This window comes from Stenotrophomonas sp. RS-48, assembly GCF_030053245.1.
Taxonomy (GTDB): domain Bacteria; phylum Pseudomonadota; class Gammaproteobacteria; order Xanthomonadales; family Xanthomonadaceae; genus Stenotrophomonas; species Stenotrophomonas maltophilia_P.
Genome location: NZ_JASGBV010000063.1, coordinates 1 through 14,062 on the forward strand (window position 1 = coordinate 1; position 14,062 = coordinate 14,062).

Genomic DNA, 14,062 nt, shown 5'->3' on the forward strand with positions numbered 1-14,062 from the left:
GGGGCGGCGCCTGCCGGAGCAGGCGCCGCGGGGGCATTACTCGGCGGCCGGTGCTTCTTCAGCGTCGGCAGCGTCTTCCTTGCCGTGCTTGGCGGTGACGATCGCGTCGTCGTGGTCCTTGCCCAGCGCCAGGGCCGGGATTTCCACGCCCTTCGGCAGCTTGATGTTGGACAGGTACACCACGTCGCCAGCAGCCAGGTCGGCCAGGTCGACTTCGATCGACTCCGGCAGGTCCTTCGGCAGGCAGCTGATGGTCACTTCCTTCAGTTCGTGGGTGACCACGACGTCGGCAGCCTTGCCGGCCGGCGAGGTGTCTTCGTTGATGAAGTGCAGCGGGACCGAAGCGGTCAGGGCTTCGTTCTCGTTCACGCGCTGGAAGTCCAGGTGCATGATCAGCTGCTTGTACGGATGGCGCTGCATGTCACGCAGCAGGACCTTCTGCACCTGGCCGTCCAGGTTCAGGTCCAGGATCGAGGCATAGAACCACTCGTTCTGCTGGGCCAGCCAGATTTCGTTGTGGTCCAGGCTGATGGCGACCGGCTCGGCGTTGCCGCCGTACACGATGGCCGGGATCACACCGGCGTGACGCAGGCGGCGGCTCGCACCCTTACGCTGCAGTTCACGCTTGGTGACCTTGATTTCATGGGTCTTCGACATTTTCGACTACTCAGGTTGTTGCCTTGCCCTGCGGCTTGGCGATTGAAGATGCTTCCGCGACCAGAAGCATCCGGGGAAGTCCTTGCCGTTGCCGGCAGGGACGAAAAACTCAGTCCACGTACAGCGAGCTGACCGACTCGCCGAAGGCAATGCGGCGCATCGTTTCGGCCAGCATCTCCGCCACGCTCAGCTGGCGGATCTTGCTGCACACCCGCGCTGCGTCCTTCAGCGGGATGGTATCGGTCACCACCAGCTCGTCGAGCTGGGAATTGGTGATGTTGTCCACCGCCGGGCCCGACAGCACCGCGTGGGTGCAGTAGGCGGCGACCTTGAGCGCACCGCGCGCCTTCAGGGCAGCGGCGGCGGCGCACAGGGTGCCGGCGGTGTCGACGATGTCATCGACCATCACGCAGGTCTTGCCTTCGACGTCACCGATGATGTTCATCACGGTGGAGACGTTGGCACGCGGACGGCGCTTGTCGATGATCGCCAGGTCGGCATCATCCAGGCGCTTGGCCACGGCACGGGCGCGGACCACACCGCCCACGTCCGGCGACACCACGATCAGGTTTTCCGTGCCGTAGGCGCGCCAGATGTCGGCCAGCAGCAGCGGGGAGGCATAAACGTTGTCGACCGGAATATCAAAGAAGCCCTGGATCTGGTCGGCGTGCAGGTCGACCGTCAGCACGCGATCAGCGCCAGCGGTGCTGAACATCTTCGCCGCCAGCTTGGCGGTGATCGGCACACGCGAGGAACGCATGCGGCGATCCTGGCGCGAGTAACCGAAGTACGGCACCACGGCGGTCACGCTGTTCACCGATGCGCGCTTGAGCGCGTCGATCAGCACCAGCAGTTCCATCAGGTTTTCCGCACTCGGCGCGCAGGTCGGCTGGATCACGAACACGTCCTGCTTGCGGACGTTCTCTTCGATCTCCACCTGCACTTCTCCATCGGAGAAATGCGAGACCAGCGCCTTGCCCGGGCGAACCCCCAGTTCCTTGCAGATGTTCTGCGCCAGACGTTTGTTGGCGTTGCCGGAAAAGACCAGCAGGTTCGGGGACTCTTGCATCATGATTGTCTCGGGCGGGGACGAGTGGCGGGGATCCGGTGGCGGCAAGGACCACGCCGGACCCTTGCTGCTGACAACACCGCGGTTGTTTCCACGTCCCGCGCGGATGATGCGCTGAAGGCGCGGACACAGCCGCATTGGCAGGGGCGGTAGGATTCGAACCTACGAATGCCAGGATCAAAACCTGGTGCCTTGGGCCTCTTGGCGACGCCCCTGCATTTGAAATCAGTGTTGCTCGAGTGCATCCAGCAGCGGCGAACGCGCAACGCCCGCAGCCACCCTGGCCCGCAACTCCTTCGGCAACTTCGCCCGCCCCTGCTGTGCGGCAGTCTGCGATGCGAATTCGACGAAACAACCACTTCCAGAACCGGTCAGTCGCGCGGTACCGATGTCGCTCAACGCGGCAAGTGCTGCCTCGACGGCAGGCTCGCGGCGGCGCAGCACCGGTTCGAACGCGTTCCCGACCAAGGCCCCGGAAGCGAAGTCGTCTATTTTCGCCACTGGGCTGTCGCGCGTCAAATCCGGGGCTGCGAACAGGACCGGGGTCGGAACATGAACGCCGGGCTCGACCACCACATACCAGGCCGGTGCCAGGGTGATCGGCTGCAGCCGCTCTCCCACACCTTCGGCCCAGGCGTTACGGCCACGCACGAACACCGGCACATCCGCGCCCAGGCGCAGGCCCAACGCGGCCAACGCGTCCTCGTCCAGAGCGGCGTTCCAGAGCCGGTTCAGCGCCACCAGCACGGTGGCAGCGTCGGATGACCCACCGCCGAACCCACCACCGGCCGAAATATGCTTTTCGACGATGATGTCGACACCTTGGTCGATGTTGGCGACCTCTTTCAGCATGCGAGCGGCACGTACGGCCAAATCGTCGGCCTCGTCCACACCCGGCAATCCCTCACCCTGCCGACGTACCTGGCCGTCTTCACGCAGGCGCAGGCCGATGCGGTCCCCCCAATCCAGCAGGCGGAACACGGTCTGCAGCTCGTGATAGCCGTCGGCGCGGCGGCCGGTGATATGAAGGAACAGGTTCAGCTTGGCCGGGGCCGGCCACCAGGACCAGCCCGCATCCTCCGCACCCGCGCTCATGGCGCGCCCTGCCCCCACTGGTCCACCAGCAGGCGGACCTTGGCGTCTCCGCTGCTGGCTTCGATCCGGCGCGGCAGGGACGGGCGCCCGGCCTCGGCGGGGTACCAGTCCAGGTACTGGATCTGCCAGCCCATCTGCTGCATGCGGCGCGGGCGGCCTTCGCCATCACGCTCGACCTTGCCCGCGCCGGCCGGATCGGCAACCGCCAGCCCACGCACCCACTCGGGCAGGGAGTTGACCGGGATTTCCCAGCCCGTGGCCTCCAGCAGCAGCTGCTGCGCGTCCTCGCCTTCACGCGGGCCGCCGGCCAGTCCCTCCAGGCGACCGCCTCCATGCTGGCTGTCGCCGGTCAGCTTCCAGCTCTGCCGGGTCACGGGTGCACTGAGCTCGATCACGTAGCGCCGCCCGGCCTGCTGCCAGTCGATGCGTCCACTGCCACCGTCCTTGCCCTTGCTGACCGCTACCCGGCCCTGGAAGGACCACTCCGGCTGCGCCTGCAGCGCCGCCACCCGCGCGGCTTCGGCCTGTGCCGCTTCCGCCGACACGGTCTCGACCACGGCCGGCGCCGGTGTCTTCTGGGTGCCCAGCGACGTACAGGCAGTCATGGCGACGGTCGCCACTGCCAACAGCAGCGGCCGGAAAAGGGAAACACTCATGGATTGAATTTCTCGCGGGCACGCTGCAGCGCGCGGTTGTCGGGGTCGAGCCTGGCCGCTTCCTCGAAGAAGTGGCGGGCCTCGTCATGCCGGCCGAGCACCCACAGCACTTCGCCGACATGTGCGGCGATCTCCGGATCCTTGGCCAGGGTCCACGCACGACGCAGCTGCACCAGCGCCTCTTCGTTGCGGCCCAGGCGATACAGCACCCAGCCATAGCTGTCGACGATGGCGGCATTGTCCGGCTCGGCCACGCGGGCACGGTCGATCAGTTCCAGCGCCTCCTGGTAGCGACCGGTGCGATCGGCCAGGGTGTAGCCCAGCGCATTCAGCGCCGGCACGTTCTCCGGCTCGGTGATCAGGATCTTGCGCAGGTCGGCCTCGGCACGGGCAATATCATCACGGCGTTCCCAGGCCAACGCACGCGCGTACAGCAGTGCATTCTCGTCCGGGTAAGCGGCCAGACCGCGGGCCAGCGCATCCAGTTCACCTGCATCGTCGCTGGCGCGCTGCCGCAGCTCCGCTTCCAGCAGATAGGCGTCGCGGCGCACCTCGTCGTCCACGCCGGCATCGGACTGGATCGCGTGTACCTCGTCCAGCGCCAGGCTCTGGCGCCCGGCAAGCGCCTGTGCGCTCGCCGCCCGCAGGCGGGCCTCGCTCAGTTCATCGCCGCCCGGCACGCTGTGATACCACTGCACCGCTTCCGGATAACGCTTCAGATACTCCGCGATCTTGCCCAGCAGCAGGCGCTGCGCCGGGTCCGGTTTGGCGGCCTGCCGCGACAGCTCGCTGTACAGGTTGGAAAGGGCCGCCTTGTCTCCCTGCTTGGCCAGCAGCGACGCCCGCATTCCCCAGGTCTGCACGTCCTGCGGCCCTACCGCCAGCACCCGCTCGGCGGCGGCCGGCTGGTTCAGGCTGTCGTAGGCAATGGCCACCGCGTTGCGCAGTTCCGGATCCTGGCGGGTCTTCGGTTCGACCTCGCGCAGCAGCGCCAGCGCGCGATCGGTCTGCCCCGCCTGCTGCAGCTGGCTGGCGCGCAGCAACGCCACGCGCGGCTCTTCCGGGAAGCGCTTGACCACCTCATCGATCATGCGCCGTGCCAGCTCCGGCTTTTCCATCCGCAGCGCCAGGCGACCGAATTCCTGCCAGGCCTCGATCTTCGGCGGGATGGCGTTGGCATCGACCAGCTCGCCCAGCACCTGCGCCGGCACGGCCGGATCGCGTCCACCGCCGACCAGCGCGGCCAGGGCAAACTTCCAGCCGCGGTCATCGCTGTCCTGCAGCAGGCTCTGCAGCTCGCTGCGGGCCGCCTTCACGTCGCCCTGGCGCATCGCCAGCGCACCGGCCGCGCTGCGCATGGCCAGCGACCGTGGCGCGCGCTGCTGCCACAGGGCCAGGCCCTGGGCGGCGCTGGAATCGTCGTTGGCCAGCATGGAAATACGGGTCGCGCGCTCGGCCAGGCCGGCATCGCCGTCGCTGCGCTGGGCGGCCTGCAGGTACCAGCGCGCCGCCTCGGCCAGCTTGCCGGCCTGCAGGGCGAACTCGCCGGCCATCACCGGCTCCAGTGCCAGTTCCTCGGTGGCGGCGCCCCGCGCCGGGGGCTTGGCGGGCGCCGCCGACAGGGCCTGGCTGCACGCCAGGGACAGCAGCAGAACACTGGGGATGCGAATCAATGCGGGCATCGTCGGCATCGGGGCCTTAAAATGTCGTCCAATGGCCAGCAGCTTATCGCAAGCAACTGAACAATGACCCTGTGGGTGCTCGGACTGAATCACCAGACCGCGCCGGTGGAACTGCGCGAGCGCGCGGCCTTCGCCGGCGATGCCTTGCCGCGCGCGCTCGGTTCGCTGCGCGACACCCCGCAGATCGCCGAGGCGGTGCTGCTGTCCACCTGCAACCGCACGGAACTGTACGCGGTGGCCGATTCGGCACAGGCGCTGGACCAGTGGCTGCGCAGCCAGGCCGGCGACCTGCAGGGCTATCTGTACCAGCATGCTGACGCCGATGCCGTGCGCCACCTGTTCCGGGTCGCGACGGGCCTGGACTCGATGGTGCTGGGTGAACCGCAGATCCTGGGCCAGGTGAAGGATGCCTGGTCAACCGCGCGCGACCACGGTCTGCTTGGCCAGCGCCTGGACCGGCTGTTCCAGCAGACGTTCTCCGTGGCCAAGCGTGCGCGCACCGATACCCAGGTCGGCGCCAACCCGGTGTCGGTCGCCTCGGCTGCGGTGCGCCTGGCGCAGAATGCCTTTGCCCGCCTGGATGATTCCACCGTGCTGCTGGTCGGTGCGGGGGAAACCATCGAGCTGGCCGCCCGCCACCTCAGCGAAGGCAAGGTGCGGCGGCTGCTGATCGCCAACCGCACGCTCGCCCATGCACAGGAACTGGCCAGCCGTCATGGCGGCGTGGCCCTGCCGCTGACCGAGCTTGAACGCCATCTGGCCGAGGCCGACATCGTGTTCTCGGCCACCGCCGCACGCGAACCGGTGATTCACCGCGAGACCGTGGCCAATGCACTGCGTGCACGCCGGCACAAGCCGATGCTGCTGTTCGATCTGGCCGTGCCACGCGACATCGAGGCTGAGGTCGGCACGCTCAACGATGCCTTCCTGTACACCGTGGACGATCTGGAACGCGCGGTGGAAGACAATCGACGCGGCCGTCGCGAGGCGGCCGCCGAAGCCGAAGCGATCATCGACCTGCAGGTATCGCGCTTCGTCGAGACCCTGCAGGCCGGCGCCCACCACGCGCCGCTGCGGCAACTGCGTGCCTTCGGCGACGCCACCCGCGCCGAGCTGCTCGAACGTGCCCGTCAGCAGCTGGCCAACGGCAAGCCGGCCGAAGAGGTCATGGAACTGCTGGCCCACGGCCTGACCAACCGGCTCCTGCACCCCCCGACCGCTGCCTTGCGCGCGGCCGCGCTGAGCGGCGATGCCGACCTGACCCGCGCCGCCGAGCGCCTGTTCCCGGCCACGCCGGGTTACCGCCACCCACCCGTGAGAACCGATGACGCCGACCCTGCGCCGTAAGCTGGAAGCGCTGGCCGAGCGCCGCGAAGAACTGGAACGCCTGCTCGCCGAACCCGACGTGGTCGCCGACAACACCCGTTTCCGCGACCTTTCGCGCGAATTCGCCCAACTTGAACCGGTCGCCACCGCACTGGCCGACGAGGCGCGCGCCAAGGCCGACCTGGCCGCCGCCGAGGGCATGCGCGCCGATCCGGACCTGCGCGAGCTGGCCGATGAGGAAATCGCCTCGGCCCAGGCGCGCCTGCAGGAACTGGAGCAGGAGCTGGCCTTGCTGCTGGTGCCCCGCGACCCACGTGACGAGGGCAATCTGTTCCTGGAAGTCCGCGCCGGTACCGGTGGCGACGAAGCAGCGATCTTCGCCGGCGACCTGTTCCGCATGTACGCGCGCTATGCCGAGCGCCAGGGCTGGAAAGTCGAGATCGAGTCCGACAACCCCGGCGAGCACGGCGGCTACAAGGAAGTGGTGGCGCGCGTGGTCGGCCGTGGCGCCTTCTCGCGGCTGAAATTCGAATCCGGCACGCATCGCGTGCAGCGCGTGCCCGCCACCGAATCGCAGGGCCGCATCCACACCTCGGCGGCCACCGTGGCGATCATTCCGGAAGCGGACGAAGTCGATGACATCGTCATCAACCCCGCCGACCTGAAGGTCGACACCTTCCGCTCATCCGGTGCCGGTGGCCAGCACGTCAACAAGACCGAGTCGGCGATCCGCATCACCCACGTGCCTACCGGCGTGGTGGTGGAATGCCAGACCGAACGCAGCCAGCACGCGAACCGCGACAAGGCGATGAAACGCCTGAAGGCGCAGCTGCTCGACGCCGAGCGCCAGCGCCAGGACGCCGCGCAGGCCGAATCGCGTCGCCTGCAGGTCGGCAGTGGCGATCGCAGCCAGCGCATCCGCACCTACAATTTCCCGCAGGGGCGGATCACCGATCATCGTGTGGAAGGCCTGACCCTGTATGACCTGCCCAACATCCTCGCCGGCGATCTGGACCCACTGCTGCAGCGCCTCAGCCACGAGCACCAGGTGGATGCCCTGGCCCAGCTGTCGGCGGGCTGACGCCGATGTCGGCCTGGCAGCAGCGGCAACAACTGCAGCAGGCGATCGCGCGCCAGCCCGGTGACTTCGTCGCCTGGGTGATGCTGGCCGATCTGGAACTGGAAGCCGGCGACATCGGCGCAGGCGAGCAGGCCGCGCGGCGTGCACTGCAGCTGCGACCGGACCATCCCGAAGCACTGGCCCGACTGGGTCGCGTGGCATGGATGGCCGGTGCGCACGCCGACGCTGCGACGCTGCTGGGACAGGCTTCAGCGCGCGCTCCGGAGCATCCCGGCATCGCGCTGTGGCTGGGCCATGCCCTGGAAGATGCCGGCGACCCCGAGGGCGCGGCGGCCGCGTACCGGCGTGCACATGGGCTGATGCCCGACGAACCCTATATCGCCGCCCAGCGACTGGCATGGCAACGCCGCCTGTGCGACTGGCAGGACGTGGAGGCCCTGGCCGCGCAGGTGCGCGGCGCTGTCGCGACCGGGCAGGGCGCGATCGAGCCCTTTGCCTTCCTCAGCGAAGACGCCAGCGCCGCCGAGCAGCTGGCCTGCGCCCGCACGCGCGCCGCAGCGGTGGCCGCATCGGTGCGGCCGATGCCCGCTGTGAAGGTACGGACGCAGGGAGCCCTGCGGATCGGCTTCCTCTCCAACGGCTTCGGCGCACATCCGACCGGGTTGTTGACCGTTGCCCTGTTCGAGCAGCTGGGCCGCCATCCGGAACTGCAGCTGCATCTGTTCGCACTGAACCGGGACGATGGCAGCCGCATCCGCCAGCGGCTGCAGGCGGCAACCCGGCTGCACGATCTGGCGGGGCGCCGCCATGCCGACATCGCTGCCGCCATCCGTGCACAGGGCATCGACCTGCTGTTCGACCTGCGTGGCTGGGGCGGTGGCGGCGCGCCGGAAGTGCTGGCGCTGCGCCCTGCCCCGCTGCAACTCAACTGGCTGGCCTATCCCGGCACATCCGGCGCACCGTGGCTGGATGCGGTGATCGCCGATGCGTTCGTCCTGCCAGCGGCGTTGGCGCCCCACCACAGCGAGCGCGTGGTGTACCTGCCGCGCGCTTTCCAGCCCTCGGACAACACCCGCGCGCTCGAGCCGGCACCGGATCGCGCCGCGTGCGGCCTGCCCGGACACGGCGTGGTGTTCTGCTGCTTCAACAACAGCTACAAGCTCAACCCGCGCAGCATGGGGCGGGCGTTCGCCGTCCTGGCGGCGGTGCCTGGCAGCGTTCTATGGCTGTTGTCCGGCCCCGGCCAGGCCGATGCGCGCCTGCGGGCAGCGGCGCAGGCAGCGGGTCTGGACCCGGCGCGGCTGGTGTTCATGCCCAAGCTGCCGCATCCGCAGTATCTGGCCCGCTATCAACTGGCCGATCTGTTCCTGGATACACACCCGTACAACGCGCACACCACGGCCTCCGACGCACTGTGGGCGGGCTGTCCGGTACTCACCTGCCCGGGCGAGACCTTCGCCGCGCGCGTGGCCGGCAGCCTCAACCATCACCTGGGCCTGGCACGGATGAACGTTGCCGACGATGCGGCGTTCATCGCCACCGCCCGTGCGCTCGGCAACGATCCGGCAGCGCTGGCCGCACTGCGCGCCGAACTGGCACAGGCTCGCGCGCGTAGCGGCGTGTTCGACATGGCCGCTTTCGCCCGCGACCTTTCGGCACTGCTGCAGCAGCTGGCGCACGAGCAGGGCTGGCAGGGCGTCGACGGCGCCTGAGCAACCGCTGCGCTAGGCTGGGCCCTCCTTTCCGCGCGGCATGACGATGGGCAAGCTCAAACGCAAGGACTACGACGAACTGCTGCTGCCGTTGCAGCTGGAACTGACCGCGATGGCCCGCTGGGTGCAGCACAGCGGGCAGCGGTTGCTGGTGCTGTTCGAAGGCCGCGACACCGCCGGCAAGGGCGGCGCGATCCAGGCCATCAGCCAGCACCTCAATCCGCGCCAATGCCGGGTGGTGGCGCTGCCCAAGCCGACCGACCGCGAGGCGACACAGTGGTACTTCCAGCGCTACGTCGGGCACCTTCCGGCGGCGGGTGAGATCGTGCTGATGGATCGAAGCTGGTACAACCGCGCAGGTGTCGAGCGGGTCATGGGCTACTGCAGCGAGAGCGAGTACCAGCAGTTCCTGCGCCAGGCCCCGGTGTTCGAGCAGCTGCTGGTGGATGACGGCATCCTGTTGTTCAAGTACTGGCTGTGCGTGGACCAGGAGCAGCAGGAGAAGCGCTTCGCCGAGCGCCATATCGATCCCCTCAAGGGCTGGAAGCTGTCACCGGTCGACCTGAAATCGCGCAGCAAGTACAGCGCCTATACCGAAGCACGGGAGGCCATGCTGCGTGCCACCCATCGCGAAGGTGCGCCGTGGACCCTGGTGGACTTCAACGATCAGCGGCTGGGCAGGCTGACCCTGGTACGCAACCTGCTTGACCGGTTGCCCGACACCCGCGTGGACGCGCCTCTGCCGGAGCTGCCGAAGCTGAAGGGCAAGCTGCATCGCGAGCACTACGATGTGCTGAAGCCGATCGAGGACTTCCCGGTCGAGGAGTAGGGGTTGTCTGCAGGGCCTGCGGCCCTGCACCCGCTACGAGCAACGGCAGCAGCAACGGCAACGGCAACGGCAGACATACCGCGGGGTGGCGGGGCGGTGTCGGAGTGCGGGGACGCCGCAAGTACGTCCCTGTAGGCTTGGCAGCCGCATCCATGCGGCTGACACCCCGCACTCCGACACCGCCCCACCTCTGACAGTTTCCCGACATCTGATAGGTCCACGCCATGCGTGATGGAATCTCTCGGATATCGAAATCCAAATTGGGGTCAGATCCGTTTTCCGCAGGAAAACGGATCTGACCCAATAGCCGTTCCGACAGATCGCAGGAGACTGTCGAAGGCGGGGTGGGTCCGGTTGCGGGGGTGTCCGCGGCATGGATGCCGCGGCCAAGCCCCCATGGATGGGTTTACGGCGTCCCCCGCAACCGGGCCCACCCCGCCATCCCTCAGGGAACCCGCTTCCGCTTCGGCTGTTGCTGTCGCTCTGGTTCGCAGCGGGTGCAGGGCCGCAGGCCCTGCCGGCACACCCACTACTTCGCAGCCGCGATCTGCTTCTCGATATCGGCCGCCGTAACCGGGCCGAGGAAGCTGTGCGCCAACCGCCCCTGCGGATCGATCAGATGCGTCAGCGGCAGCCCCCGCGGCGTAGCGAAGTCCGCCGGCGGATCGAACGGATCGACGATCACGATCGGATAGGTCACCGGATGCTTGGTCAGGAACGACTGCATCTCCGGCACCTCGATGTCCTCATAGGCCAGGCCGACCACTTCGATGTTGCTGCGCATGGCGTGCAGCGCGGACAACTCCGGCATCTCCTTGCGGCATGGTGCGCACCACGTGGCCCAGAAATTCACCACCACCCACTTGCCCCGATGGGCCGCCAGGTCGTACTCGCTGCCATCGACGGCCTTCATCTTCAACGTGGGGAACTCGGCCGTGACACGCTCGGCCGGCGTGTCCTCGGCCGCAGGCGGTGCCGCCGGTGCGGGAGCCTGCGCCGGTGGCTGGCTGCTGGCCGGCGTCGCGTCCTGCGCAGGCTTGCAGGCCGCCAGGGCAAGCGCCACGGCCAATGGAACTGCCAGCAGCAGCGGAGTCGTGCGGGTCATGGGGTGTCTCCGGAATCGGGATAGATATCGCTCACGCGACGCTTGAGGCGCTCACGCAGAGGCAGGCGCAGTTCATCCAGCGCCGCCAGCGCGGCCTGGCCCAGGCTGTCTTCGCGGTAGGGCAGATGCTGCTCCGCCACCGGGATGCGCAGTTGGGTGCATTCGTACAGATCGGCCAGGCTGACCTGGTCCAGGTCGCGCGCGAGCAGCCATTCACCCCACTCGTCGCGGCGCAGCAGGCCGATGGCCTCCAGTTTGCAGGCCAGGTCCTGCAGCAGCGAGTCGGTCAGCATCGGCTCCAGCCGCAGGATCTCGTCATCGGCCAGCCCCCTGCCCCGGGCACGCGCCTGGTGGAAGCGGCCGAGCAGGCGCAGCAGCCCATAGAATTCATAGCCCTGCGGCAGGCGCAGCTCGACCGGCTGGTAGCGGAACGCCGCCATCGACGATGCCAGCGATGCGCCAAGCAGCACCGCCACCCAGCACAGATAGATCCACAGCAGCAGGATCGGCACGAACGCGACCGTGCCATAGAGCTTCTGGTAGGACTGGAAACTGCCCAGATAGGCACCGATGCCCCACTTCACCAGCTCCAGGATCACCGCCGCCAGGATCGCGCCGGGGACGGCGTGCCGCCATTTCACCGTATGGTGCGGCACGACCCGGAACATCAGGCTGATGCAGACGAATTCGATCAGCACCGGTGCCAGCCGCAGCGACAGGTCGGCCAGCCAGCGCCCCTCCTGGGTCCCGAACAGCGGCATTGCCAGTACCCGTGCCGACACTGCCAGCGAGGCGGCGGCAAGCATCGCGCCCAGGGTCAGCACGGTCCAGTAGACCAGGAAGCGGGTCAGCTTGGGCCGGGTCGATCCGACCCGCCAGATCTTGTTGAACGTCTCTTCCACGCTGTTGAGGGTGATCAGCAGCGAGACGACCAGGGCGATGAAGCCGGCCGCGGTGAGCTGGCCAGCGCTGGCCGAGAACTGCCGCAGGTAGCCTTCGGCGGCGCGTGCGGCATTGGGCACGAAGTTGGAGAAGACATAGTCGCTGAGCTGGTCGCTCCAGCGGTCGAAGACCGGGAAGGCCGAAAGCACGCCGAACACCACGATCGCCAGCGGAACCAGGGCGAATACCGTGGTGTAGGCCAGTGCGGCGGCCGCCTGGAACAGGCGGTCATCGAGAAAGCGGTGCCACAGGAAGCGGCCGAAGCTGGCGGCACGCGCACGATCGCGCGCGCGCTCCATCCATAGGTTGAGCGTATCCAGAGGTTCCATCGGCGCAAGGGTACCCGATGCGGAATGCAAGCAGGATAGCCATACTGGCGTCCACACGATGAGGAGACCTGGGCACGATGGGCGAGATCCTGGTGCTTTACTACAGCCGCGGTGGCTCGGTGGCACGGCTGGCGCGCCAGATCGCGCGGGGAATCGGCGAGGTGCCGGGAATGGTGGCGCGGCTGCGCACGGTGCCGCCGGTGGCGGCCGTGACCCAGACCGCACAGCCGCCGGTGCCCGACGATGGCGCCCCCTACGTGAGCGTGCAGGATCTGGCCGACTGCCAGGGGCTGCTGCTGGGCAGTCCGACGCGGTTCGGCAACATGGCCGCGCCGGTCAAGCACTTCCTCGATGGACTCGGTGCTGAATGGGTTAATGGCACGCTTGCGGGCAAGCCCGCCGGCGTGTTCACCTCGACCGCATCAATGCACGGCGGGCAGGAATCGACCCTGCTGACCATGCAGGTGCCGTTGCTGCATCACGGCTGCCTGATCGTCGGCATTCCGTTCACCGAACCGGGTTTGAGCCACACCACCAGCGGCGGCACGCCCTACGGCGCCAGCCATGTGGCGGGAGCGGCCGACGACCCGCAGCCGACCGATGATGAGGCGGTGCTGGCGCGGGCGCTGGGCCGTCGCGTCGCCGATATCGCGCAGCGGCTGGCCCGATGAACGCCGCGCCGCGTACGGTTCTGCTGCTGGCCCTGATGGGTCTGGCCGCGCTGTTTGCAGGCTGGTTCATCAACGATAAGCACTGGCTGGCCACCCAGCTGGTGTTCACCGCCCCACCGCTTGCACTGGCCATCGCCCTGCGCCTGGGCTGGCGCAAGGCAGGGTTCTGGGCCTCCGTGCTGGCGCTGGGCTGGTTCAGCCATGGCGTGATGAGCGCCTGGAGCCACCCGGAAACGCGCTGGCTGGCCTTGCTCGAGATTGCCCTGGCACTGACCGTGATCTTCGCCGCCAGCCTGCCGGGCCTGCGTGCGCGCTTCGGCAGGCGACGCTGACGCTGCGCCTCCCGGGCCGTATCATCTGCGTTCCCGGCCCCGCGCCGCTGCACCTGTCCTGGTTTCGCGCATGCACATGATGGAAGAGCTCCTGGTCGTCACCACCGGTGGCACGATCGACAAGATCTACTTCGACGACAAGTCGGACTACCAGATCGGCGATCCGCAGATCGGCATGATCCTGCGCGAGCTGGGGGTGACGTTCCGCTTCAACGTGATTCCGATCCTGCGCAAGGACTCGCTGCACATCAACGATGAGGACCGCGAGCTGATCCGGGCCACCATCGCGGCGCAGCCGACCCGGCATGTGCTGGTGACCCATGGCACCGATTCGATGGTGCAGACCGGCAAGGTGCTGGCGACGATCGCGGACAAGACCATCGTGATGACCGGCGCGCTCAGTCCGGCACGTTTCCGCGGTTCGGACGCGGAGTTCAACATCGGCTGCGCGATCGGCGCGGTACAGTCGCTGCCGGCCGGCGTCTACATCGCGATGAACGGGCGGATTTTCGACCCGCAGCACGTGCGCAAGAACGTTGCCGCAAACCGCTTCGAATCGGTTTGAGGAACGGAGTG

Annotated in this window: 14 protein-coding genes and 1 tRNA gene; 7 read left to right on the forward strand and 8 right to left on the reverse strand. The window is 68.0% G+C overall.

Translation table 11 applies throughout. The features are described from left to right. Positions 1-36: 36 nt before the first annotated feature. From QMZ25_RS12115 to QMZ25_RS12140, 6 genes are all read right to left on the reverse strand, one after another. The gene (locus QMZ25_RS12115; RefSeq protein ID WP_053520288.1) at positions 37-657 is read right to left on the reverse strand and encodes a 50S ribosomal protein L25/general stress protein Ctc; all 621 of its coding nucleotides are present in this window, start codon (positions 655-657) and stop codon (positions 37-39) included. 109 nt (positions 658-766) lie between these two features. After that, positions 767-1,726 (reverse strand): ribose-phosphate diphosphokinase, encoded by a 960-nt coding sequence (locus QMZ25_RS12120; protein WP_053520289.1) that lies wholly within the window; start codon positions 1,724-1,726, stop codon positions 767-769. Positions 1,727-1,864: 138 nt separating this feature from the next. Continuing rightward, a tRNA-Gln gene (locus tag QMZ25_RS12125) sits at positions 1,865-1,941 on the reverse strand. Between the two features lie 10 nt (positions 1,942-1,951). Continuing rightward, positions 1,952-2,821 carry a 4-(cytidine 5'-diphospho)-2-C-methyl-D-erythritol kinase gene (ispE, locus tag QMZ25_RS12130; protein WP_053520287.1) on the reverse strand — a complete coding sequence of 290 codons (870 nt, stop codon included), beginning with the start codon at positions 2,819-2,821 and terminating at the stop codon, positions 1,952-1,954. After that, positions 2,818-3,477, reverse strand: coding sequence for a lipoprotein insertase outer membrane protein LolB (gene lolB / locus QMZ25_RS12135; RefSeq protein ID WP_065182863.1), 660 nt, complete (start codon positions 3,475-3,477; stop codon positions 2,818-2,820). The genes ispE and lolB overlap by 4 nt, the downstream gene beginning before the upstream one ends. Beyond that, positions 3,474-5,159 carry a tetratricopeptide repeat protein gene (locus QMZ25_RS12140; RefSeq protein WP_283219695.1) on the reverse strand — a complete coding sequence of 562 codons (1,686 nt, stop codon included), beginning with the start codon at positions 5,157-5,159 and terminating at the stop codon, positions 3,474-3,476. Before QMZ25_RS12140 ends, lolB begins: the two co-directional genes overlap by 4 nt. A 63-nt stretch (positions 5,160-5,222) precedes the next feature. On the opposite strand from QMZ25_RS12140, the gene hemA reads away from it, so the two are divergent. From hemA to ppk2, 4 genes are read left to right on the forward strand one after another with little or no spacing between them, the layout of a single operon-like run. Next, a complete protein-coding gene (hemA, locus tag QMZ25_RS12145; protein WP_053520284.1) occupies positions 5,223-6,506 on the forward strand; it encodes a glutamyl-tRNA reductase in 1,284 nt (427 codons plus the stop codon). Beyond that, positions 6,484-7,566, forward strand: a complete 1,083-nt coding sequence (prfA, locus tag QMZ25_RS12150) for a peptide chain release factor 1 (protein WP_053520283.1) — start codon at positions 6,484-6,486, stop codon at positions 7,564-7,566. The genes hemA and prfA overlap by 23 nt, the downstream gene beginning before the upstream one ends. 5 nt (positions 7,567-7,571) lie before the next feature. After that, on the forward strand, positions 7,572-9,278 hold the full coding sequence (locus QMZ25_RS12155; protein WP_283219696.1) for a tetratricopeptide repeat protein: 1,707 nt from the start codon (positions 7,572-7,574) through the stop codon (positions 9,276-9,278). Positions 9,279-9,324: 46 nt separating this feature from the next. Further along, entirely contained in the window at positions 9,325-10,107 is a 783-nt protein-coding gene (gene ppk2, locus QMZ25_RS12160; RefSeq protein WP_053520281.1) for a polyphosphate kinase 2, read from the forward strand. A 529-nt stretch (positions 10,108-10,636) separates the two neighbouring features. Here ppk2 and QMZ25_RS12165 read toward each other — a convergent pair. Continuing rightward, complete coding sequence (locus QMZ25_RS12165; protein WP_065182859.1) at positions 10,637-11,212, reverse strand: TlpA disulfide reductase family protein; 576 nt, start codon at positions 11,210-11,212, stop codon at positions 10,637-10,639. After that, on the reverse strand, positions 11,209-12,483 hold the full coding sequence (locus tag QMZ25_RS12170; RefSeq protein ID WP_283219697.1) for a YihY family inner membrane protein: 1,275 nt from the start codon (positions 12,481-12,483) through the stop codon (positions 11,209-11,211). Before QMZ25_RS12170 ends, QMZ25_RS12165 begins: the two co-directional genes overlap by 4 nt. A 77-nt stretch (positions 12,484-12,560) precedes the next feature. Between QMZ25_RS12170 and wrbA the strand changes: the two genes are divergently transcribed. The 3 genes from wrbA (at position 12,561) to QMZ25_RS12185 (ending at position 14,051) form a co-directional block, all read left to right on the forward strand. Next, the gene (wrbA, locus tag QMZ25_RS12175; protein ID WP_053519154.1) at positions 12,561-13,154 is read left to right on the forward strand and encodes an NAD(P)H:quinone oxidoreductase; all 594 of its coding nucleotides are present in this window, start codon (positions 12,561-12,563) and stop codon (positions 13,152-13,154) included. Continuing rightward, positions 13,151-13,486, forward strand: coding sequence for a DUF2069 domain-containing protein (locus QMZ25_RS12180; RefSeq protein ID WP_065175995.1), 336 nt, complete (start codon positions 13,151-13,153; stop codon positions 13,484-13,486). Before wrbA ends, QMZ25_RS12180 begins: the two co-directional genes overlap by 4 nt. A 79-nt stretch (positions 13,487-13,565) precedes the next feature. After that, positions 13,566-14,051, forward strand: coding sequence for an asparaginase domain-containing protein (locus QMZ25_RS12185; protein ID WP_053519164.1), 486 nt, complete (start codon positions 13,566-13,568; stop codon positions 14,049-14,051). Positions 14,052-14,062 lie beyond the last annotated feature (11 nt).

Coding starts and splice junctions, on each gene's coding strand:
- QMZ25_RS12115 (WP_053520288.1), bottom strand. CDS start 657: ATGTCGAAGACCCATGAAATCAAGGTCACCAAGCGTGAACTGCAGCGT.
- QMZ25_RS12120 (WP_053520289.1), bottom strand. CDS start 1,726: ATGCAAGAGTCCCCGAACCTGCTGGTCTTTTCCGGCAACGCCAACAAA.
- ispE (WP_053520287.1), bottom strand. CDS start 2,821: ATGAGCGCGGGTGCGGAGGATGCGGGCTGGTCCTGGTGGCCGGCCCCG.
- lolB (WP_065182863.1), bottom strand. CDS start 3,477: ATGAGTGTTTCCCTTTTCCGGCCGCTGCTGTTGGCAGTGGCGACCGTC.
- QMZ25_RS12140 (WP_283219695.1), bottom strand. CDS start 5,159: ATGCCCGCATTGATTCGCATCCCCAGTGTTCTGCTGCTGTCCCTGGCG.
- hemA (WP_053520284.1), top strand. CDS start 5,223: ATGACCCTGTGGGTGCTCGGACTGAATCACCAGACCGCGCCGGTGGAA.
- prfA (WP_053520283.1), top strand. CDS start 6,484: ATGACGCCGACCCTGCGCCGTAAGCTGGAAGCGCTGGCCGAGCGCCGC.
- QMZ25_RS12155 (WP_283219696.1), top strand. CDS start 7,572: ATGTCGGCCTGGCAGCAGCGGCAACAACTGCAGCAGGCGATCGCGCGC.
- ppk2 (WP_053520281.1), top strand. CDS start 9,325: ATGGGCAAGCTCAAACGCAAGGACTACGACGAACTGCTGCTGCCGTTG.
- QMZ25_RS12165 (WP_065182859.1), bottom strand. CDS start 11,212: ATGACCCGCACGACTCCGCTGCTGCTGGCAGTTCCATTGGCCGTGGCG.
- QMZ25_RS12170 (WP_283219697.1), bottom strand. CDS start 12,483: ATGGAACCTCTGGATACGCTCAACCTATGGATGGAGCGCGCGCGCGAT.
- wrbA (WP_053519154.1), top strand. CDS start 12,561: ATGGGCGAGATCCTGGTGCTTTACTACAGCCGCGGTGGCTCGGTGGCA.
- QMZ25_RS12180 (WP_065175995.1), top strand. CDS start 13,151: ATGAACGCCGCGCCGCGTACGGTTCTGCTGCTGGCCCTGATGGGTCTG.
- QMZ25_RS12185 (WP_053519164.1), top strand. CDS start 13,566: ATGGAAGAGCTCCTGGTCGTCACCACCGGTGGCACGATCGACAAGATC.